A 22,166-nucleotide genomic window follows, 5' to 3' on the forward strand; every position below is an offset into this window, starting at 1 on the left:
GGGGGGGGCGGGGGGGGGGGTTCGCGCCCCCCCCCCCCGCGGGGGGGGGGGGGGGGTGGGGGGGCCCCCCCCTTTCCGGCGACGGAGCGCCCCCACCCCGACCCTCCCCCGGAGGGGGAGGGAGGAAGAGATCAGTAGCGGTACGTGTCGGGCTTGTACGGCCCGCTCTTGCTCACCCCGATGTACGCGGCCTGCGCATCGGTCAGCTCGGTCAGCTGCGCGCCCAGCTTCGACAGCTGCAGGCGCGCCACCTTCTCGTCCAGGTGCTTGGGCAGCACGTACACCTTGCCCACCTCGTACTGCGAGGACTTGGTGAACAGCTCGATCTGCGCCAGCGTCTGGTTGGCGAAGGAGGAGGACATCACGTAGCTCGGGTGGCCGGTGCCGCAGCCCAGGTTCACCAGGCGGCCCTTGGCCAGCAGGATGATGCGCTTGCCGTCCGGGAAGATCACGTGGTCGACCTGCGGCTTGATCTCGTCCCACTGGCACTTCTTCTCGAGCGACGCGACGTCGATCTCGTTGTCGAAGTGGCCGATGTTGCAGACGATCGCCTGGTCCTTCATCTTCGCCATGTGGGCGTAGGTGATGACGTCGCGGTTGCCGGTGCAGGTCACGAAGATGTCGGCCTTGTCGGCGGCGTAGTCCAGCGTCACCACGCGGTAGCCTTCCATGGCGGCCTGCAGCGCGTTGATCGGGTCGATCTCGGTCACCCACACCTGCGCCGACAGCGCGCGCAGGGCCTGGGCCGAGCCCTTGCCCACGTCGCCGTAGCCGGCGACCAGGGCGACCTTGCCGGCGATCATCACGTCGGTGGCGCGCTTGATGCCGTCCACCAGCGATTCGCGGCAGCCGTACAGGTTGTCGAACTTGCTCTTGGTGACCGAGTCGTTGACGTTGATCGCGCGGAACTTCAGCTTGCCGTTGTTGGCCATGTCCTGCAGGCGGTGCACGCCGGTCGTGGTCTCCTCCGTCACGCCGATGATCTGGGCGGACTTGCGGCTGTACCAGGTCGGGTCTTCGGCCAGCTTCTTGCGGATGGACGCGTGCAGGATGCGCTCTTCCTCGGAGGAGTGCGTGTCGATCAGCGACAGGTCCTTCTCGCAGCGCTGGCCCAGGTGCATCAGCAGCGTGGCGTCGCCGCCGTCGTCCAGGATCATGTTGGGGCCTTCACCCTCGCTGCCCTTGGCGCCGAAGTCGAAGATGCGGTGCGTGTAGTCCCAGTACTCCTCCAGCGATTCGCCCTTCTTGGCGAACACCGGCGTGCCGCCGGCGGCGATGGCGGCGGCGGCGTGGTCCTGGGTGGAGAAGATGTTGCACGAGGCCCAGCGGACCTGCGCGCCCAGCGCCTGCAGCGTCTCGATCAGGACGGCGGTCTGGATCGTCATGTGCAGCGAGCCGGTGATGCGGGCGCCCTTCAGGGGCTGGGCCTGGGCGAATTCCTGGCGGATCGCCATCAGGCCGGGCATCTCGGTCTCGGCGATGCGGATTTCCTTGCGGCCCCAGTCGGCCAGCGAGATGTCGGTGATCGCGCTGTCGGCGGGCGCGGCGGTCTTGAGAACGGCGTTCATGGGTGCTCCGGAACGAGAGGTGGAGAGCCCACCAACCGGCGCGTGGATCTGCTCACCGCACGGAAAGGTGGGTGAGCGTCGTTGCATGGAATCCGAGCCTCGCGTCCATGGCGGACGCTGCAACGCTCCTCGGGTTGGCCGGGATTTTATCGGAAACCGCCCGAATGCCCCACACGAGCCCCCTTAGGGGTTAAAAAGTGCACATGGCCACCCCCGGACTCCCTTCCCCGCCCATCGAGCCGATGCTGGCCAAGATCGCCGATGCGCTGCCCGCCGAGCCCGGCTTCCTGTTCGAGCCCAAGTGGGACGGCTTCCGCGCGCTCGTCTTCCGCGGCGCCGAGCAGACCTACCTGCAGAGCCGCGACCTGCGGCCGCTGAACCGCTACTTCCCCGAACTGGAGAAGGCGCTGCACGAGGCCCTGCCCAAGGGCTGCGTGCTGGATGGGGAGATCGTCGTGGCCAGCCGCGGCGGGCTCGACTTCGATGCCCTGCAGATGCGCCTGCATCCGGCGGCCTCGCGCGTGGCCAGGCTGGCGAAGGACACGCCCTCCAGCTTCGTGGCCTTCGACCTGCTGGCCGCGGGCGGCAAGTCGACGATGGAACTGCCGCAGTCGGAGCGGCGCGAGCGCCTGGAGCGCCTGCTGGGCAAGGCCAGGCCGCCGCTGCACCTGACGCCCGTCACCCGCGACCGCGCGCAGGCCGAGGAGTGGCTGGAGAAGTTCGAGGGCGCCGGCCTCGACGGGGTGATCGCCAAGCTGGAATCCGCGGCCTACCAGCCGGGCAAGCGCGCGATGCTCAAGATCAAGCACGTGCGCAGCGCGGACTGCGTGGTGGCGGGCTTCCGCTGGTACAAGGACCGCGAGGACGCCGTGGGTTCGCTGCTGCTGGGGCTGTACGACGACAGCGGCACGCTGCAGCACGTGGGCGTGACGTCCTCGTTCACGATGGCGATGCGGCAGGAACTGGCGCAGGAGCTGGAGCCCTTGCGCCGCGACGCGATCAAGGACCACCCGTGGCGCGAATGGGCCGGCGCGGCGGTGGGCGATACGCAGCGCATGCCCGGCGCGCAGAGCCGCTGGAGCGGCGGCAAGGACCTGAGCTGGGAGCCGCTGCGGCCCGAGCGCGTGTGCGAGGTGAAGTACGACCACCTGCAGGGCAATCGCTTCCGGCATGCTGCGGTGTTCCTGCGCTGGCGGCCGGACAAGCCGGCGCAGGAGTGCCGCTACGACCAGCTGGAGGTGACGACGCCGTTCGAGCTGGCGAAGGTGTTCGGGGCCTGACGCGCGGGCGTCGCCCGGGCGGCGACGCCGCGGCCCCTCACGCCGGGTACATCTCCTTGATCATCTTGCGATCGAGCTGCGACAGCAGCGTGTTCTCGTTGGTCGGACCGAGGCCGTCGGAGAACAGCTTGCCGTCGAAGGAGTAGAGCATGATGGACTTCGGGTCGTACTTGGTGGTCAGGATGCCCTTGGGCGGGTACTTGTCCAGGACATTGCTCACGATCGCGTCGTCGTCCCAGAAATTGGGCGGGCCCCGGAAGTACTTCATCACCTCCTCGCGGTTCCACTTGCGGCCGAACTCCGGGCCCTGGTGCTCGTGGATGCACCCGAGCGCGTGCCCGAACTCGTGCAGGACCACCGCGCGGTCCTCCTCCGGGTCGGAGTTGTCGCGCACCCAGCCGAAGTTCATCGTCGGCTGGTGCAGGGGGAAGTAGGAGGCGTTGAGCGCGTCGCGTCCCACCGCCGACCACGAGCCCTCGTCGGCGTAGAAGGAGATGCGGACCTCCGACGGCGCCTTGTTCACGAACTTGATCGTGACGTTGGCGTGCCGCTCCCACTCCTTGCACAGCGTGCGCACCTTCTTCTGCATCTTCGGCGTGCCGTCCAGGAAGCGGCAGCGCACCACGGCGCCCTTGCCCCATCGCTTGGACGCCACCAGCGCCATGCGGGTGACGTGCGCGACCTGCTCCGCATCGAGCTTGCGTGCGCCCTGCGCCACGGCGGCGAGCATCTCGCCGCGCAGCGCCCGGCGCACGTGGCGCTCCGGGTCCTGCTCGTCGGGGATGATGCGTTCGAAGCAGATGCGCGGCCGGCGCACGACCTCCTGCAGCGGCGTGCCCTCCTCGGGCGCCGCGGGTGTCTTCGCTTTCTTCGCCATGTCGTTCCTCCTTGGGGTGGGAATCAGGTCTTCTTCGCGACGGCGCGGGGATGGCCGTACACGGCGTAGGCGAGCCAGGTCGCGTCGCCGTCCTCGCGCGCCTTGCGCCGTGCCGCGGCCGAGGCGGCGGCCAGCTCCGCGCCCTGGTCGATGAACTGCGCGTACAGCTCCCGCGCGAACCCGTAGGCCGGCTGGTCGCCGATCGACCAGCTCGAGCCGACGAACACGCCCACGCCGGCGTGGATGAACGCCGCGGCGAAGCCGCCCAGGCCCTTGAGCGCATAGCCGGCGCGGGCGCTCTGGCAGGCGTTGAGGACGACCATCGGCCGGTCGCCGTCCGACTGCAGGTTGGCCGTGTAGCGGACGGTCTCCGCCAGCACGGCGTTCTGGCTGCCCGAGCCGTCCGTGGGCGGCGGCAGCACGAGCTGCGCGTTGCCGACGTGGTCCGCGTCGGTGGCGCCGTGGCAGGCGACGTGGAGAAGATCGAAGGAGCCGGGTGTCTCCAGCAGCTTGTAGACCTCCTCGGCCTGCGCCGGCACCTCGACCCCGCCGCGCTTGCGCATGACGGCGATCTCGTCCTGCGCGCCGGCGAGCGCATCGTCGCCCTGGTACTCCGGCACCAGGTAGCGCACCTTGCCCTTGCGGATCCTGACCTGGTCCGGCGCGTAGCCGTCGATCAGCCAGCGCACGACGCCGAGCTCGCCGAGGAACACCGAATCGCGGCCCGGCCGCTGCGTGCGCGGATCGCGCAGGTTGACCAGCTCCCAGGGGATGAAGGGCTCGCTGGAGATCACCTGCACGCTGCCGATGGTGTCGCGGTGCTCCCACAGCTGGTCCTGCAGCTCGCGCGGGAACAGCGCGTCGAACAGCCTGGCGCCGATGGCGAGCAGGTCGCGTGCGAACGCTTCCTTCTGGCCCTGGCTCTGCGCCCAGCGGTCCTCGATGTCCTTGTGGATCCCGGCGATGGTGGCGGCCGGGTCGCCGTCCAGCAGCGGCGACTCGAAGGGCATGCGCACGCCCAGCTCGCGCAGCTCGAGCTCGTACTGGTATTGCGTCTTGGCGCCGAGCGGCTGCACCTGGTGGATGCGCAGTTCGTCGGGCTGCTGCGGGAACTTGCGCGGGAAGGCGGCCAGTCCCGCCGATGCGGTGGCGCTGCGGCGCGTGCCGCTGCGCTCCTGCACCACCTGCAGGTCCAGCACCAGGGTGACCAGGGGGATCGGCCCCTGCCGGACCTGCACGCGCACCTGCGCGCTGCCCGCCTCGTTGCCCTGGACGTCGAAGCGCAGGTCCAGCGGCGTGCCGGGCTCCGGCACCGCGACCTCCACGCGGGCGTCCTCGGGATGGACCAGCGAGACGCGCAGCGCGGGGATGCACTCCACGATGAGCGGCCGCGCCTTGCTCACCCTGGCGCGGTCGACCTTGCTGGCGGCGCGCCGGCCGGTGGCCTGCAGCAGTTCGCGCGCGATCGTCACGTCCACCGTGTGGACCTGGCCCAGCACGTATTCGTCGTCGGTCTCGGCGCGGAAGTGGCATTCGACGGCAGCGGCCGCGGCCGGCGGCTTCGCCCTCTGGCCGGTGGCGGTGGCCGGCTGCGCCGCCGCAGCGCCACCGACGCGCGCCGCCTTCTTGGCCGCCTTCTTGGCCGCGGCCTTGGCCGGGGCGGCCCGCCGGCGCGCGGCCGGCGCCGGCGCGGGCGCCATCTGCACCTGCACCTCCTCCGGCGAGATCACGTTCACCGGCTCGCCGTCCCGCAGCTCGATGGTGCGCTGGGCGCTGCCGCGCGTGGTGGCGAGTTCGTCCAGCCGCAGCTCGCCTCCCCCGGCTCCGCCCCCGGCGCCGGCCTGCGCCATCCGCGACTGGCCGCTCTCGTGCAGGTCGAAGGCATCGTGCACCGTGGCGCCGCGCACCTTCGCCATGCCCTTGAGCCAGGCCTCGCCCAGGGGCGCCGGATGCGCATAGCGCAGCGTGACCGGCCGGCCGTGCTCCTCGTCCCGGCGCTCGATGACGATCCACGGCTTGCCGGCGGACTTGACCTGCTGCAGCGCCTCCTTCACCGCCTGCGTGCTGCGCAGCCGCACCACGGGGGCCGGCGGCTGCGCGGACACGCCGGCGCGCACCACCGGTGCCGGCTCCGCGGCCAGGGCACCGAGCTGCAGCCACTGCAGCAGCCGCTGCGCCGTCTGCGGCTGGGAGAAATAGGCGCAGTGATGCACCACGCCGGTCTTGCCGAAATCGAAGCGCTCTCGGATGTACTTGCCGACCTTCTCGTCGATCTGCGTCATCGAGGCGATGTGCACGACCAGGTCGTTCGGCTGCCCGAACAGCGCATCGGCCGCCTTGTCCGCCAGCCGCATCAGCAGCCCCGGCGGCATCACCTCGGGGTTGGCCTGCTGCTGCGCCAGGTCGGGATCGAAGTCGCTGGTGATGGCGCAGTAGTAGGTCTGCTCGGGCCGGGGCTGGCCGGGCTGGTCGCCGTTGATGTCGCGGATGAATTCGCCGGCGGGCTCCATCGCCGCCAGCCCGGGCGCCTGCTGGTCCGTGACGGCACCGGTCGCGAGCGCCTTCACCAGCACGCCGATGCCCTGGATGGCCGCGGCGAGGATGCGGGCCGGCGCCGCGGCGGCCGGCAGCAGCAGGCCCGCGGCGCGCGCCCCCGCCGCTGCCAGGTTGGTATAGCGGTCCGCGAGGCGGTGCCAGTTGTCCGGGTTGGCGAGCTCGGTGCCGCCGTTGGTGGCGCCGACGAAGACCGCGCGCCGCAACTGCAGTTTCAGCCGCGACGAAGGCAGCACCTGCTCCACCAGGCTGCGCAGCACCAGGGCGCCGCGCGAGTAGCTGACCGCATCCACGATCGGCGGCTCGGCGAATCCCATGCGCTCCAGCCGGGTGGCGAAGGCGATGGCGTTCTGCGTGGGCAGCACGCTCAGCGTGGGATGGTCCCAGCCGAGGATGAGGTCGTAGTGCTCCAGCGCCGCGGCCAGGAAGTCGCGGCCGGCGGGATGCGTGGCGAGGTCGCCGTAGCTGCCCATGGTGGAACTGAAGGTGCCGTGCACCATCAGCAGCACCCGGGCGGGGCGGCCGGCCGGCACCGGCGGGGACTCGGTGTCCGCCAGTGGCGTCCATTTCAGCGGGTCCGCGTCACGGATGTGGACCAGGCCCTTGCTCACGTCCTTCTCGAGGAACTCCACCAGCGCGTGCACCACCGGGCGGGCGATGAAGCGGAACACGTAGAACACGGCCTTGCCGAGCCCCAGCTTGGTCGCGAGGCCGCCGCGCGCGGTGGCGCGCCTGCGCATGGCCGCCGCGGCGGGTGCGGGCGGTGCCGGCGGCAGTTCGATGTGGAAGACGTCGGTGTGCTGCGGGGCGGCGGCCACGGCGGGCGGCGCGCCGCGTCGCACCCCGCGCTTCGCCGGCGGCGCGGCCTCCGCGGGCGCGGGGGCCGCGAGTTCCTGCGGCAGCTTCCATTCGTAGCAGCCGTCATGGTCGACCAGGATCACGGCCCGCTCGTCGGGGCCCACCGGCACCGCCAGGTCCACGGCCGTGGGCGCCGCTGCGGCGGGCGCCGCCGCTGCCCTGGCGCCGCGTCGTGCCGGGGCGGCCGGAGGCTGGAACGGGATCGCCTCGACCAGCTCGAGATCCTGCCCCTCCATCGCATTGACGACCGCTTCCTCCTCGGTCATCGGCGCGACGGGCGGGGCCGCGCCGCGCCGTCGTGCGCCCGCGGGGGCGGGCGGTGCGAAACCGCCGCGCCGTGCCAGGCGGAGGTTGACGGGCCGGGGCTGGGGCACGAGCCCCGCGCGCGCATCGACCCACACACCGGAAGCGCGCCTCTGCATCGCCATGTGCGATCCCTCCCGGGCGCGCATCGTTCGACGGTTGCTTGTTGGCGCGCCCCCAGGGCCATTCTAGGCAGCGCCTGCGGGGAAGGGAACAGGCCGAATGCCCGCCTGCGCACCGGCTCCTTCATCGGAGGGAGGGGCGGCTCAGGCCTTCGGCTTCGCGTCCTTGCGCGGCTTCGCCCGACCACGCGGTGCATCGGACGGCTCGGTGGGACGCAGCCGCGCCGGCACATGCTCCAGGTTGATCCGCACCCGGTACCACAGCGAGGAACTTCCGCGCATGCGGTCCACCAGCACGTCCGCCGGTTCGAGGTGCTGCGCCACCTTGGGGTGCTTCGCCTTCCACGCCTGCGCCGCCGCGACCGCCTCCGCTTCGCGATCCGCCCGCGCGACTTCGATCAGCGGCTTCTTCGAAGGCGGCGCGCGCCTGGGCTCGCCGCTGGCCTTGCGGTAATGCGGCGGCCACGGCGCGTCGCCGTGCCCCTCGGCCTCCTGCCGCCGTGACAGCTCCAGCAGCGACTCGAGCGAACAGCGCCACCGGTCGATCTCCGCATGCGGGTCGCCGATCTCCTGGAACCGTTTCGGCATCGTGCGCAGAGTGAAGTCGGCCGGATCGCACTCGTCCAGCTCCTTCCAGCTCACCGGCGCCGACACGCGCCCATCCGGCTTCGGCCGCACCGAATACGCGGACGTCACGGTGCGGTCCTTCGCGTTCTGGTTGTAGTCGACGAACACGCCCCGCCGCTCCTCCTTCCACCACTTGCTCGTGGCGAGGCCGGGCGCGCGCTTTTCGACCTCGCGCGCCAGCGCCAGCGCGGCGCGGCGCACCTCGTCGAAGCTCCACTTCGGTTCGATGCGCACCAGCACGTGGATGCCGCGCGAGCCCGAGGTCTTGGGCCAGCCCTTCAGGCCCAGGTCCGTCAGCACCGCATGCACCACGCGCGCGACTTCCTGGATCTGCGGCCACTCCACGCCGGGCACCGGGTCGAGGTCCACGCGAAGCTCATCGGGGTGGTCCAGGTCCTCGGCGCGCACGGGATGCGGATGCAGTTCCAGGCAGGCCAGGTTGGCCATCCAGGCCAGGTCCGCCGGATGGCGCGGCACGACCTCCTCGGCGCTGCGGCCGGAGGGGAAGCGGATCCCGGCCACCTCCAGCCAGTCCGGCCGCTTCGACGGCGCGCGCTTCTGGAAGAAGAATTCGTCGTGGATGCCGTTGGGGTAGCGCACCAGCATGCACGGCCGGCCGCCCGCGCCGCGCAGCGCTCCTTCGGCGACGGCGAGGTAGTACTCGACGAGGTCGAGCTTGGTGATCCCTGCCTCGGGGATCAGCAGCTTGCCGCTGTGGGTGATCACGACCTCGCGGCCGTCGATCTCCAGTGTCGTCTCGTCCTTTGCCTGGGCCATGCCACGCAAGTTACACGGTCATGGGAAAATGGCGGGTCAGACACGGCCGTGTGCCACGCGCGCCGTTGCCCTTCCCGGAGTTCCTTTCCTTGTCCGCCTCGCCCCTCAGCGCCGAAGTCCGGCGCCGCCGCACCTTCGCCATCATTTCGCACCCCGACGCCGGCAAGACGACGCTGACGGAGAAGCTGCTGCTGTTCTCCGGCGCGATCCAGATCGCCGGCGCGGTGAAGGGCCGCAAGGCGTCGCGCCACGCCACCTCCGACTGGATGGAGATCGAGAAGCAGCGCGGCATCTCGGTGGCCTCGTCGGTGATGCAGATGCTGTACCGCGACCACGTGATCAACCTGCTCGACACGCCCGGTCACAAGGATTTCTCGGAAGACACCTACCGCGTGCTGACGGCCGTGGATGCCGCCCTGATGGTGATCGACGCGGCCAACGGCGTGGAAGCGCAGACCAAGCGCCTGATCGAGGTCTGCCGCCAGCGCGACACGCCCATCATCACCTTCGTCAACAAGATGGACCGCGAGGTGCGCGAGCCGCTCGACATCCTCGACGAGGTGGAGCGCGAGCTGGGCATGCCCTGCGTGCCGATGACGTGGCCGGTGGGCAAGGGCAAGACCTTCGGCGGCATCATGAACCTGCGCCGCCAGGCCATGACCGTGTTCGAGTCGGGCAGCGAGCGCCGCCCGCAGGACTTCGACACCGTCCCGCTGTCCGACGCCGCCGAACTCCAGCGCCGCTTCGGCGCCGAATACGAGCACGCCGCCGAGAGCATGGAGCTGGCCGCCGGCGCTTCGCCGGAGTGGGACCACGCCGCCTTCCTCGCGGCCAAGCAGACGCCGGTCTTCTTCGGCTCCGCCGTCAACAACTTCGGCGTGATGGAAGTGCTGGACGCGCTGGTGGACCTGGCGCCCGCGCCGCAGCCGCGCACCAGCAACGCCGTCGTCAACCGGCAGCCGCAGGAGCGCATCGTGCAGCCCGACGACACGGCCTTCTCCGGCGTGGTGTTCAAGGTGCAGGCCAACATGGATCCCTCGCACCGCGACCGCATCGCCTTCGTGCGCATGGCCTCCGGCAAGTACACCCCCGGCATGAAGCTGAAGGTGCAGCGGACGGCCAAGGAACTGCGCCCGACCTCCGTCGTGACCTTCCTGTCGCAGCGCCGCGAGGCGGTCGACGAGGCCTACGCCGGCGACATCATCGGCTTCACCACCCACGGCGGCGTGCAGCTGGGCGACACGATCACGGACGGTTCCGTGAACCTCCAGTACACCGGCCTGCCCTTCTTCGCGCCGGAGCTGTTCCAGGTCGTGATCCTGAAGAACCCGCTGCGCACCAAGCAGCTCCAGCAGGGTCTGGCACAGCTGGGCGAGGAAGGGGCGATCCAGGTGTTCCGGCCGCACGTCGGCGGCCCGATGCTGCTGGGCGCGGTCGGCCAGCTGCAGTTCGAGGTGGTGCAGCACCGCCTGGGCACCGAATACGACTGCGACGTGCGGCTGGAAGGCTGCCCCTACACGGGCGCTCGCTGGATCACGGCGGACACGCCGGCCGAGCTCAAGGCATTTACCGATGCTTACCCGCAGCGCCTGGCACTCGATGCGGCGGACGCCCTCGCCTTCCTGTGCACCTCGCCGTACGACGTGCGGCTCGCGCAGGAACGCTTCCCGAAGATCCACTTCCACCTGTTGCGCGAGCACGCCGGACTCGCTTTACAGAAGGCGGGTTGAGCGCGAAGGGCGCCGTGGCGGCGCCGCCGTGGCAATAATGGAAACCCGAACGCGCTCCGGATACACCATGAAGAAGCCGCCCTTGTCCCGTTCGCTGGCCGCGCTGTGCGCGGGCACGCTGCTGCTGCTTGCCGCCTGCGGGGGCGGGGGCGGGGGCGGAGATGCCGCCGCGGTCCCGCCGCCCGCCATCCGGCCGACCACCTCGCTCGGGTCCTCCTTCCAGTACGAAGGCATCTGCGACCTGGAGACGCAGAAGAAGTTCACGCGCGCGTACCTGGACGAGGTGTACTTCTGGTACAAGGAAATCGTCGACGTGGACCCGGCGCGCTTCGGCAACATCCCGGATTACTTCAACGCATTGCTCGTGCGCACGCCGGACGTCAACGGCGTGGCCAAGGACCGCTTCAGCGCGGTGCTGCCGCAATCGCAGGTGCGGCTGCTCTCCTCCCCCTCCGCCGAAGCGTTGTCGCTCGACCCCGGGGTGCTTTCCAACCACACCGACGCCGTGCCGGTGACCAAGGTGGTCACCAGCCCCGGCGGCCGGCGGGCGGGTTACATCCAGTTCAACGACCATGAACTCGGCGCGCAGGACGACCTGATCACCGCCTTCCGCCAGATCCAGGCGGCCAACGTGCCGGACCTGGTGCTGGACCTGCGCTTCAACACCGGCGGCTTCCTCTATGTCGCGCAGGCGGCCGCGTCCATGATCACCGGGCCTTCGGCGGAGGGCAAGGTGTTCGAGCGGCTGCAGTACAACGACAAGCGCCCGCAGGACACCACCAACAGCACGTTCCTCTTCTCGAGCCGGGTGCAGGTGGCGGACCGCACGGCCACGGGCGTCAACCAGAACCCGCTGGGCACGCAACTGCCGCAGCTGAACCTGCCGCGCGTGTTCGTCCTGACCTCCGACCACACGTGTTCGGCGAGCGAATCCATCATCAACAGCCTGCGCGGCATCGACGTGCAGGTGATCCGCATCGGCAGCACGACCTGCGGCAAGCCCTACGGCTTCAGCCAGAAGAACAACTGCGGGCTCGCCTACTTCCCGATCGAGTTCCAGGGCACCAACGCGAAGGGCTTCGGCGACTACACGACCGGCATCGCCCCGACCTGCCAGGTGCAGGACGACCCGACGGTGCTGGCCGAGGACGAGCAGAGGGATCCGCTGCTCAAGGGGGCCCTGACCTTCATCGATACCGGCGCCTGCCCGGCGGGCACCGCGACGGGCCTGACCGTGCAGCAGGGTTCCAGCCCGATCGTCACTGCGCGCCAACAGCCGACGCGGCCTGCCTGGGCCGGCCGCCTGCTGCTGCCCTCGCAGCGTTGACGGCGCGCGCATCCATGCAGCCCCTGCGCGCGTGGCCCGCGGCCGCGCGCCGCGCAACGCTCGGGCTGCTCACCGACATTGACGACACGCTCACCACCGAAGGCGCGATCACGCCCGATGCGTTGCAGGCCCTGCACGCGCTCGCCGCGCACGGGGTGCACGTGATCGCCATCACCGGCCGGCCGGTCGGCTGGAGCGAGCCCTTCGCGCTCGCCTGGCCGCTGGCGGGCATCGTGGCGGAGAACGGAGCGGTCGCCCTCACGCGCGGCGCGGACGGCGCGCTGCGCAAGCTGTACGTGCAGGACGAAGGCGTGCGGCGCGCGAACTTCGCGCGCATGCAGGAGGTGGCGCAGCGCGTCCTGCGCGAAGTGCCCGGCGCGACGCTCTCGCGCGACAGCGGCGGGCGCGAGACCGACATCGCGATCGACCACAGCGAGTTCACGCACCTGCCGCCGGACCGCATCGCGCAGGTGGTGGCGATCCTGCGCGCGGAAGGCATGAACGCCACGGTGAGCTCGATCCATGTCAACGGCTGGTACGGCGACCACCACAAGCTCTCCGGCGCCCGCTGGGCGGTGCGCGAGCTGCTCGGACGCGAGCTCGAGGCGGAGCTGGAACGCTGGGTCTATGTCGGCGATTCGACCAACGACGTGCTGATGTTCGAGCACTTCCCGCACAGCGTGGGCGTGGCGAACATCCGCCGCTTCGAGCACGAACTCGCGCACAAGCCGGCGTACGTGACGGAGGGCGAACGCGGCGCCGGCTTCGCGGAAGTGGCGCGCGCGCTTCTGGAGGGGCGGGTGGGGGGGTAGGCCGTCGAGAAAACCGGACTGCCGGACGCAGAGGGCGCAAAGGGTACGCAGAGGACGCAGAAAAAACCAAAAAAAAGGAAAGGAGAAAAAGGATGACTTCTTCCTTTGAGGGATGTCCTTTTGCGTCCTCTGCGTACCCTTTGCGTCCTCTGCGTCCGGCAGTTCGGTTCCGGTTTCAGTCTTCCCCCCGCCGCCGCACGTGTTCGCGGCACGCGGCGGCGAAGGCGCGCAGGGTGCGTTCGTAGAACGGATGCCGTTCGTGCTGCCACTCGGGATGCCACTGCACGCCGTAGGCGAAGGTGCGCGCGCCGGTCACGCGCACGCCTTCGACCAGTCCGTCCGGCGCGCGGGCCTCGGCCACCAGGCCCTCGCCCAAGCGCTTGATGCCCTGGCCGTGCAGCGAATTGACGCAGGCGCGCGTGCCGCCCGCCCATTCGGCGAACTGGCTGCCTGGCTCCAGCTGCACCTCGTGCCGTTCGGCGAACTGCACCTCCAGCGGCTCGCCCTCGGGCTCGCGGTGGTCCAGCATCCCGGGCTGCGCGTGCAGGGTCTGGTGCAGGCTGCCGCCCAGCGCCACGTTCATCTCCTGCAGGCCACGGCACACGCCGAAAATCGGCACCGCGCGCTCGAGCGACTCGCGCACCAGCCGCATCGTGAGCTTGTCGCGCCGGGGATCGAGCAGGTCGGTGGAAAGTGCCGACGCGCCGAAGTGCGTGGCCTCCACGTTGGACGGAGAGCCGGTCAGCAGCACGCCGTCGACCAGCGGCAGCAGGAACGGCACGTCCTCCGCCTCTGCCATCGGGAACAGCACCGGCTGCAGGCCCAGCGCCGTGACCGCCAGGGCGTAGCGGTCCGCCAGCACGCTGTAGCCGCCCGGATCGTCCAGGTCCAGGTGGCGATGGCAGGCGGGCAGCCAGATCAGGGGTTTGTGTCGGGGCGTGGCCATGGCAGGACGGAGGACCTTGCCTCGCGTCCATGGTGCCAAGCCCCGGCAGGGGCGGCGCGCCGCGCCGCCGACAAGCTGCGTCGGACGGTGCCGACGCGGGCGGACGAGCCTTACTGGCCCTTGGCGAGGCCCAGCTTCTCGATCAGCTGCTTCTCGCGCGCGAAGGTGTCCTGCGCGAAGCGCGTGTACTGCGCCGAGTCCATGTAGATCGGCAGCATGTCGTAGCGCGCGAGCGCCTGCACGTAGCTGGGATCCTCCATCGCCTTCTTGAAGGCCTCGTGCAGCTTCTTCACCACCTCGGGCGGCGTGCCGCGCGGCGCGCCGATGCCGAAGGGCGAGTTCTGCACGATGTCGAGGCCCAGCTCCTTGAGCGTGGGCGCATCGGGGAACTTGTCCAGGCGCTTGTCGCCCCAGGTGTTCAGCACGCGCAGCTTGCCGGCCTGCACCAGCGGCGCGAAGCCGGTGGAATCGGCCGCGGCCATGATGTGCCCGCCGCCGATCGCCTGCATCAGCTCCGAACTGCCCTTGTAGGGAATGTGATTGAGCTGGATGCCCAGCTTCTGCGCGACCAGCTCCGTGGTGAGGTGCGGGCTGGTGAGCGTCCCGGTCGACCCGTAGCTCAGCTTGCCCGGATTCGCCTTCGCATACGCGACGAAGTCGTTCCAGTTCTTCAGCGGGCTGTCGGCCGGCACCACGATCCCGAAGGCATAGCCGGTCACGTTGATCACGTAGCTGATGTCCTTGACCGGGTCCCACGCGATCTTGGTCGTGTACGGCAGGCGGAACACGCCGAGCGGGATCTGCGCCAGGGTGTAGCCATCGGCCGCCGCGCTCTGCAGCTGCTGCGCGGGCAGCGTGCCGCCGGCGCCCGGCTTGTTCTCGATGACGACGGGCTGGCCCAGCACCTTGCCCGCGTTCTCGGCGAGCTGGCGCATGGTGATGTCGGTGGGGCCGCCCGCGGGGAACGCGATCAGCAGCTTGATCGGCCTGGCGGGAAAGGCTGCCTGGGCATGCGCGCCCAGGCTGGCCGCGGCGAGGCTCGCGGCCGCGAGCTGGACGAGGTGGCGACGACGCATCTTGTCTCCTGAAGGGTTGATTGGCGTTCAACGCGTATTGGAACGCGTCTGCGCCACTCGCGTGGCCCCGTCCGTAACTTGCGCGACAGTCAGCAGCCGGAAGGCCTGCTTTCGTTGCGCATCGGGATGCTGCCGCCCAGCGTGATCGCCTGTCCCGTGCCCTGCGTCGACGCGAGCACGGCGCCGTTGTAGACGACCGAGTTGCTGGCGCGGTCCAGGGCCACGCCGTTGTTGCCGTCGACGCGGAACTCCCGCCCGTCGATCACGATGAAGCTGGCGCGCAGCTGGTCCGAATCGGGCAGGTACTGGATCTCGCCGCTCATGAAGGCGCCCGACTCGGGCTGCCGCAGCCCTTCGAACTGGAAGCGGCAGGTTTCGGGCGCATCGCCGCGCGCCCGGAAGCGGAACACGTGCGACAGGCGCGCGTCGCTGCTGCTGTAGCTGCCGTTCAGGCGCGGCTCGGTCGCGGCGGAGACGGTGGCGAATGCCGGCCGCCCGCTGCGGAACGCGCCGTCGAAGAATTCGTCGCCGCCGCCGTCGTCGACGAAGCTCAGGCTGATGCCGCCGCCGCACGCGCACAGCATCCCGGCAGCCAGCACCGGAAGAAGAAAGGGGCGGACCAGGTCCTTCATGGCGCACCTCCTGCGTCGCCACATCCTAAGCCACGATGCTGCTTGTTGACCGATCGCACGACACCTGCGCGCGACGTCGCGCACAGGAGACATCTTTACCGACCCGTCGTTGACGCTGCGCACGCGGGCCCTCGACACTCGCAAAGCCCGGGAAAACCCGGGTGCAACAAGGATCGATATCCAAGGGAAGTACCAATGAAACGTATCGCCATCGCGGCCGCCGCCGCGCTCCTGATGCTGGGCACCGCCCAGGCGCAACAAGCCCGCTCCAATGCTTCGCCCCTCTATGGCGAACTGGGCTACAGCTTCCTGCAAGTCAAGGAAAGCTCCACCGGTTTCGATGCCACGCCGCAAGCCCTGCGCGGCATCATCGGCTACAACTTCCACCCGTACTTCGCGGCGGAAGGCATGCTGGCCATCGGCACCAGCAGCGACAGCGACCTGGGCGTGGACGCCAAGGTGAAGCACGCCTTCGGCATCTTCGTGAAGCCCAAGTACGACTTCAACAACTTCGAAGTGTTCGGCCGCCTCGGCTGGGCCCGCACCAAGGCGACCTTCAGCGTGCCGGGCTTCAGCGCCAGCGGCAGCGACAGCGACTTCGCCTACGGCGTCGGCGTGAACTACAACTTCAACCCGAAGATGTACGTGGGCGCGGACTGGATGCAGCTGCTGGACAAGGACACGGCCAAGGTCCGCGGCTGGACCGTCAGCTTCGGCTATCGCTTCTGAGCCAGGGGTTCTCCAGGGACCAAGGCCCGCCGCCCGGCGGGCCTTTTTCGTTTCAGCGGACGCTCACGCGCGCGCCAGCACCGGGCCGAGCACCTTGCCCGTGTGCGTGCCCTTCGCCACCACTTCCTCGGGCGGGGCCGCCGCCACCACCTTGCCGCCGGCGGACCCTCCGTCCGGACCGAGGTCGATGATCCAGTCGGCCTCCGCGATCACGTCGAGGTCGTGCTCGATGACGACCACGCTGTGGCCGCCGTCCACCAGCCGGTGCAGCACGCGGATCAGCTTCTCGACGTCAGCCATGTGCAGGCCCACCGTCGGCTCGTCCAGCACGTACAGCGTGTGCGGGGCTTTCTGGCCGCGCCGCGTGACGTCGTCGCGCACCTTCGAGAGCTCGGTCACCAGCTTGATGCGCTGCGCCTCGCCGCCGGAAAGCGTCGGCGAAGGCTGGCCCAGGGTGAGGTAGCCCAGGCCCACGTCGCGCAGCAACTGCAGCGGGTGGCTGATGTTCGTCATCGAGGCGAAGAACTCCACCGCCTCGTCCACCTCCATGCGCAGCACGTCGCCGATGCTCTTGCCGCGCCAGGTGACGGCCAGCGTCTCCGGGTTGAAGCGCGCGCCGTGGCAGGCCTCGCAGGGCACCTTCACGTCCGGCAGGAAACTCATCGCGATGGTGCGCACGCCCTGCCCTTCGCACAGCGGGCAGCGGCCTTCGCCGGTGTTGAAGGAGAAGCGGCCCGGGCCGTAGCCGCGGGCGCGCGCCTCCAGCGTATCGGCGAACAGCCTGCGGATCGTGTCCCAGAAGCCGATGTAGGTGGCGGGGCAGGAGCGCGGCGTCTTGCCGATGGGGGTCTGGTCCACCTCCAGCACGCGATCGATCACCTGGTAGCCATCCAGCGACTTGCAGCCGATCCACTTCGCGCGCTTGCCGGCGTCGTCGGCTTCGCGGCCAGCCCGGGTGGAGCGCTGCTGCACCGCCGCCTGCACGTTGTGCAGCAGCACGTCGCGCGCGAGCGTGGACTTGCCGGAGCCGGAGACGCCGGTGACGACCACGAGGCGCTTGAGCGGGACGTCGACGTCGACGTCGGAGAGGTTGTGGAGGTCGGCGCCGCGCAGCTTGAGGTAGGTCGTGGTGCCGGGCGTGCCCCCACCCCCGCCCTCCCCCAGGGGGGGAGGGAGTGTGGAGGCGATCTGTGCGAGCAGGGAGCGCGGCTTCTTGCCCTTCACCTTGGCCGCCGGCGTTTCCGCGACCGGGATCGCACCGCCGGTGTCCTCGCCGTTGACCAGCCGGCGCGGCTTCAGCGGGTGCTTCATCGCGTGCAGCAGGTAGCGGCCGGTGAGCGAGTCGGGCTCCTGCGTCACCTGCTCCGCCGTGCCTTCCGCGACGACGCGGCCGCCGCGCTTGCCCGCGCTCGGGCCGATGTCGATGATGTGGTCGGCGCGCCGGATCGTGTCCTCGTCGTGCTCCACCACCACCAGCGTGTTGCCCTTGGCGCCGAGCTTGTGCAGCGCGTCCAGCAGGATCTGGTTGTCGCGCGCGTGCAGGCCGATGGTGGGCTCGTCCAGCACGTAGCACACGCCCTGCAGGTTGGAGCCGAGTTGCGCCGCCAGCCGGATGCGCTGCGCCTCGCCGCCCGACAGGGTGGGCGCGCCGCGGTCCAGCGTCAGGTAGCCGAGGCCGACCTCCTCCAGGAATTCGAGCCGCGAGCGGATCTCGGGAATGAGGTCGCGCGAGATGCCCTGTTCGCGCACGCTCAGCACGTCGCGCGCCTGCAGGCTCTCCACCCACTTGCGCACGTCGTGCACCGCCAGCGCCGCGATGCTGGAAATCGCCGTCTCGTCGAAGCGCACCGCGCGCGCCTGCCGGTTCAGGCGGCTGCCCTGGCACGACGGGCAGGTCTCGTCGGACACGTCCTCCACCTCGACTTCGGCGAAGGTCTGCTCGCGGCCCTTGTCGCCTTCCGCGGTGAGCAGCGTGTCGTCCAGGGCCTTGCGCTGTTCGCGCGTGAGCTTCACGCCGGTGCCCACGCAGTCGGGGCACCAGCCGTGCTTGCTGTTGTACGAGAACAGGCGCGGGTCCAGCTCCGGGTAACTGGTGTTGCAGACCGGGCAGGCGCGCAGCGTGGAGAAGACCTCCACCTTGCCGATGCCCTCGTGCTTCACCACCCCCTGGCTGAAGGCCGTGCGCAGGCCGTCCAGCGGCGCCAGCAGGTGGACCACCCCCTTGCCGTGCTCCAGCGCGGTGGCCAGCTTCTCGCGCAGCAGGCCTTCGTTGGCCGGCGTCACGTCGAAATCGCACACCGGCAGTTCGATGGTGTGTTCCTTGAAGCGGTCGATGCGCGGGAAGCCGGTGGTGGGCAGGAAGTTGCCGTCCACCCGCAGGTGCGTGTGGCCGCGCGGCCGCGCCCAGTCGGCCAGCTCCGTATACACGCCCTTGCGGTTCACCACCAGCGGCGCCAGCAGCCCCACGTGCTGGCCGCGGTAGCGCTTCATGATCTGCGCCACGATGCTGTCCGGCGTCTGCGGGCGCACCTCGGCGCCGTCGTTCACGCAGTGCTGCACGCCCAGCTTCACGTACAGCAGCCGCAGGAAGTGCCACACCTCGGTCGTGGTGCCCACGGTGGACTTGCGGCCGCCGCGCGACAGGCGCTGCTCGATCGCCACCGTCGGCGGGATGCCGTACACCGCATCCACCTCCGGCCGGCCCGCCGGCTGCACGATGGAGCGTGCGTAGGCATTCAGCGATTCCAGGTAGCGCCGCTGGCCCTCGTTGAACAGGATGTCGAAGGCGAGCGTCGACTTGCCCGATCCCGACACGCCCGTGATCACGCTGAACTTGTTGTGCGGGATGTCGACGCTCAAGTTCTTGAGGTTGTGCTCCTTGGCGTTGACGATCTGGATCGCGTCCTTGCGGCGCCCCGAATTGGGGTCAGATTCCAATTTCCGGGCGTAGGAACCATCGAGCTTCTCCGAGACGGCGCCCAGCGTCGTGTCGTACTCGCGCAGCGCCTTGGCCGTGTGCGAGCTCGGATGCAGCTTCACGTCCTCCGGCGGGCCCTCGGCGACGACCAGGCCGCCGCCGTCGCCGCCCTCGGGGCCGAGGTCCACCAGCCAGTCGGCCGCGCGGATCACGTCGAGGTTGTGCTCGATCACGACCAGCGAGTTGCCGTTCTCCAGCAGCTTGCGCAGCGCGCGCATCAGCTTGGCGATGTCGTCGAAGTGCAGGCCCGTGGTCGGCTCGTCGAACAGGAACAGCGTGCCCTTCCTGGCGATGCCCTGGCGCGAGTGCGTGGGCGAGCGCGCGGCCTCGGCGAGGAAGCCCGCCAGCTTCAGGCGCTGCGATTCGCCACCCGACAGCGTGGGCACGGGCTGCCCGAGCTTCACGTATTCCAGCCCCACGTCCACGATCGGCTGCAGCGAACGCAGCACGTCGCGGTCGCCGGCGAACAGCGTGGCCGCCTCGCTCACGGTCAGTTCCAGCACGTCCGCGACGTTCATCACGCGCGGCGCGACGGCGCCCACCGCTTGCCGCTCGATGGTCACCTCGAGGATCTCCGGCCGGTAGCGCTTGCCGTCGCAATCCGGGCAGCGCAGGTACACGTCGGACAGGAACTGCATCTCCACGTGCTCGTAGCCGGAGCCGCCGCAGGTGGGGCAGCGGCCGTCGCCCGAGTTGAAGCTGAATTTCGCGGCCGTGTAGCCACGCTGCTTCGCCAGCGGCGAGGTCGCGAAGATCTCGCGGAGGCTGTCCCAGGCGCCGACGTAGCTCACGGGGTTGGAGCGCGCGGTCTTGCCGATCGGCGACTGGTCCACGAACACGACGTCGCCGAGGTGGTCGGCGCCCAGCACGCGGTCGTGCAGGCCCGGCGTTTCGGTCGCGCGGCCGAAGTGCCGCAGCAGCGCAGGCGCCAGGATGTCCTGCACCAGGCTGGACTTGCCCGAGCCGGACACGCCCGTCACCACCACCAGCCGCTGCAGCGGGAACTCCACGGACACGTTCTGCAGGTTGTGCTCGCGCGCGCCTTCCAGCACGAGGCGCGGGGTGGCATCCGTCACGGCGCGCTTGAAGCCCATGCCGACGTGCTTGCGCGCGCCCAGGTAGGCGCCGGTCAGCGTGTCCGCCTTGCGCAGCTCCTGCACCGTGCCGTCGAACACGATCTCGCCACCCTTCTCGCCGGGGCCCGGCCCCATGTCGATGATGCGGTCGGCGGCGACCATCACCGCCGGGTCGTGCTCCACCACCACCAGCGTGTTGCCGGCATCGCGCAGGCGGTGCATGGCCTGCGTGATGCGGCCCATGTCGCGCGGATGCAGGCCGATGCTAGGTTCGTCCAGCACGAACAGCGTGTTGACCAGCGAGGTGCCGAGCGCGGTGGTCAGGTTGATGCGCTGCACCTCGCCGCCGGAGAGCGTGCGGCTCTGGCGATCGAGCGTGAGGTAACCGATGCCGACGTCCACCAGGTAGCGCAGACGGGTGTTGATCTCGTCGAACAGCAGCTTGAGCGCCTGCAGTTCGCCGCCGCCGGCATGGGCCTCGGCCTCGGGCTCGACGCGGTCGAAGAAGCGCCGCAGCCGGTCGATCGGCAGCAGCATCAGGTCGTGCACCGACAGCCCGGGCAGCGCCTCGAGCTGCTCGCGCGTCCAGTCCACGCCCACCGGCAGGAAGCGCCGCGCGGGCTCCAGCACCGCGTCCGCATCGGCCTTGCTGCCCAGGCGCCACAGCAGCGACTCGGTCTTCAGGCGCGCGCCGCCGCAGGCGTGGCACGGCGTGTAGCTGCGGTACTTGGACAGCAGCACGCGGATGTGCATCTTGTACGACTTGCTCTCCAGGTACTCGAAGAAGCGCTTGACGCCGTACCACTGCTTGTTCCAGTTGCCCTCGCGGTAGTTGGGCGCGCCCTGCACCACCCACTGCTTCTGTTCCGGCGTGAGCTTGTACCAGGGCGTGTCGCGCGGGATGCCGGCCGATTCGGCGTGCCGCATCATGTCGTCCTGGCATTCGGACCAGGCCGGGGTCTGGAAGGTCTTGACCGCGCCGGCCCGCAGCGTGAGCTTGTCGTTCGGCATCACCAGGCCGTAATCGACGCCGATCACGCGGCCGAAGCCGCGGCAGGTCTCGCACGCGCCCACCGGCGAGTTGAACGAGAACATCGAGGGCACCGGGTCGGTGTAGCGGATGTCGGAGTCGGGGCAGTGCAGGCCGGTGGAGAACTTCCAGACCTCCTTCGCGTCCTCGTCGCCCGCATACACCCACACGCGGCCGCTGCCGCGCTTGAGAGCCACCTCGATCGCCTCGATCGCGCGGATCTTCTCCACGCCCTGGATGCGGAAGCGGTCCGCCACCACGTCGAGGATCTTGCGCGGGCCGGTGGGCGTGGCGACTTCGCGTTCCGCCTGCACGCGGGTGAAGCCGCTGGCGGCCAGCCACTGCTCCACTTCCTCGGGCGTGGTGCCGCCCGGGAGTTCGACCGGGAAGGTCACGACCAGCCGCGGATCGCCGGAGCGCGTGCGCTCCATCAACTGCTCGTAGATGGTTTCCGGCGTGTCGTGCCGCACCTGCAGGGCCGTCTTGCGGTCGAACAGCTGCGCGGCGCGCGCGAACAGCAGCTTCAGGTGGTCGTTCAGCTCCGTCATCGTGCCCACCGTGGAGCGCGAGGAGCGGACGGGGTTCGTCTGGTCGATCGCGATCGCGGGCGGCACGCCTTCGACGCGGTCGACGGCGGGCTTGTCCATGCGCTCCAGGAACTGGCGCGCATAGGCGGAAAAGGTCTCGACGTAGCGGCGCTGGCCCTCGGCGTAGAGGGTGTCGAACACGAGGCTGGACTTGCCGGAGCCGCTGGGGCCGGTGACGACGGTCAGCTCACCGGTGCGGAGGTCGAGGTCGAGATTCTTGAGGTTGTGTTGTCTGGCGCCGCGGATGCGGATCGTTCCCTGGGACATGAAGGCCTTCTG

Annotated in this window: 13 protein-coding genes and 1 riboswitch; of the genes, 5 read left to right on the plus strand and 8 right to left on the minus strand. The window is 70.0% G+C overall.

All coding sequences use genetic code 11. The features are described 5' to 3' along the window. Positions 1-131 precede the first annotated feature (131 nt). Positions 132-1,568 (minus strand): adenosylhomocysteinase, encoded by a 1,437-nt coding sequence (ahcY, locus tag WG923_RS25550; RefSeq protein ID WP_340353839.1) that lies wholly within the window; start codon positions 1,566-1,568, stop codon positions 132-134. Positions 1,569-1,634: 66 nt separating this feature from the next. Then, positions 1,635-1,705: riboswitch (S-adenosyl-L-homocysteine riboswitch) on the minus strand. A 66-nt stretch (positions 1,706-1,771) separates the two neighbouring features. On the opposite strand from ahcY, the gene WG923_RS25555 reads away from it, so the two are divergent. Continuing rightward, positions 1,772-2,848, plus strand: coding sequence for an ATP-dependent DNA ligase (locus tag WG923_RS25555; protein WP_340353840.1), 1,077 nt, complete (start codon positions 1,772-1,774; stop codon positions 2,846-2,848). Positions 2,849-2,885: 37 nt separating this feature from the next. On the opposite strand, the gene WG923_RS25560 is transcribed toward WG923_RS25555, so the two are convergent. From WG923_RS25560 to ligD, 3 genes are all read right to left on the minus strand, one after another. Beyond that, the gene (locus tag WG923_RS25560) at positions 2,886-3,725 is read right to left on the minus strand and encodes a M12 family metallopeptidase (RefSeq protein ID WP_340353841.1); all 840 of its coding nucleotides are present in this window, start codon (positions 3,723-3,725) and stop codon (positions 2,886-2,888) included. A 23-nt stretch (positions 3,726-3,748) separates the two neighbouring features. Next, the gene (locus tag WG923_RS25565) at positions 3,749-7,564 is read right to left on the minus strand and encodes a DUF7379 domain-containing protein (RefSeq protein ID WP_340353842.1); all 3,816 of its coding nucleotides are present in this window, start codon (positions 7,562-7,564) and stop codon (positions 3,749-3,751) included. 141 nt (positions 7,565-7,705) lie between these two features. Continuing rightward, a complete protein-coding gene (gene ligD, locus WG923_RS25570) occupies positions 7,706-8,965 on the minus strand; it encodes a non-homologous end-joining DNA ligase (protein WP_340353843.1) in 1,260 nt (419 codons plus the stop codon). 89 nt (positions 8,966-9,054) lie between these two features. On the opposite strand from ligD, the gene WG923_RS25575 reads away from it, so the two are divergent. From WG923_RS25575 to WG923_RS25585, 3 genes are all read left to right on the plus strand, one after another. Continuing rightward, entirely contained in the window at positions 9,055-10,695 is a 1,641-nt protein-coding gene (locus WG923_RS25575) for a peptide chain release factor 3 (RefSeq protein ID WP_340353844.1), read from the plus strand. A 67-nt stretch (positions 10,696-10,762) separates the two neighbouring features. Further along, positions 10,763-12,022 (plus strand): S41 family peptidase, encoded by a 1,260-nt coding sequence (locus WG923_RS25580; RefSeq protein ID WP_340353845.1) that lies wholly within the window; start codon positions 10,763-10,765, stop codon positions 12,020-12,022. Positions 12,023-12,036: 14 nt separating this feature from the next. After that, complete coding sequence (locus tag WG923_RS25585) at positions 12,037-12,834, plus strand: HAD family hydrolase (RefSeq protein ID WP_340353846.1); 798 nt, start codon at positions 12,037-12,039, stop codon at positions 12,832-12,834. 175 nt (positions 12,835-13,009) lie between these two features. Here the strand turns inward: WG923_RS25585 and WG923_RS25590 are convergent, their stop codons facing one another. From WG923_RS25590 to WG923_RS25600, 3 genes are all read right to left on the minus strand, one after another. Next, on the minus strand, positions 13,010-13,780 hold the full coding sequence (locus WG923_RS25590) for a gamma-glutamyl-gamma-aminobutyrate hydrolase family protein (RefSeq protein WP_340353847.1): 771 nt from the start codon (positions 13,778-13,780) through the stop codon (positions 13,010-13,012). 110 nt (positions 13,781-13,890) lie between these two features. Then, complete coding sequence (locus tag WG923_RS25595) at positions 13,891-14,856, minus strand: tripartite tricarboxylate transporter substrate binding protein (RefSeq protein WP_340353848.1); 966 nt, start codon at positions 14,854-14,856, stop codon at positions 13,891-13,893. An 89-nt stretch (positions 14,857-14,945) separates the two neighbouring features. Next, complete coding sequence (locus tag WG923_RS25600) at positions 14,946-15,488, minus strand: hypothetical protein (RefSeq protein WP_340353849.1); 543 nt, start codon at positions 15,486-15,488, stop codon at positions 14,946-14,948. 195 nt (positions 15,489-15,683) lie between these two features. Between WG923_RS25600 and WG923_RS25605 the strand changes: the two genes are divergently transcribed. Beyond that, on the plus strand, positions 15,684-16,217 hold the full coding sequence (locus WG923_RS25605; protein WP_340353850.1) for a porin family protein: 534 nt from the start codon (positions 15,684-15,686) through the stop codon (positions 16,215-16,217). A gap of 63 nt (positions 16,218-16,280) precedes the next feature. Here WG923_RS25605 and uvrA read toward each other — a convergent pair whose 3' ends face one another. Then, positions 16,281-22,154 (minus strand): excinuclease ABC subunit UvrA, encoded by a 5,874-nt coding sequence (uvrA, locus tag WG923_RS25610; protein WP_340353851.1) that lies wholly within the window; start codon positions 22,152-22,154, stop codon positions 16,281-16,283. Positions 22,155-22,166: the final 12 nt, after the last annotated feature.

The organism is Ramlibacter sp. AN1133 (assembly GCF_037890035.1).
Classification (GTDB): Bacteria; Pseudomonadota; Gammaproteobacteria; order Burkholderiales; family Burkholderiaceae_C; genus Ramlibacter.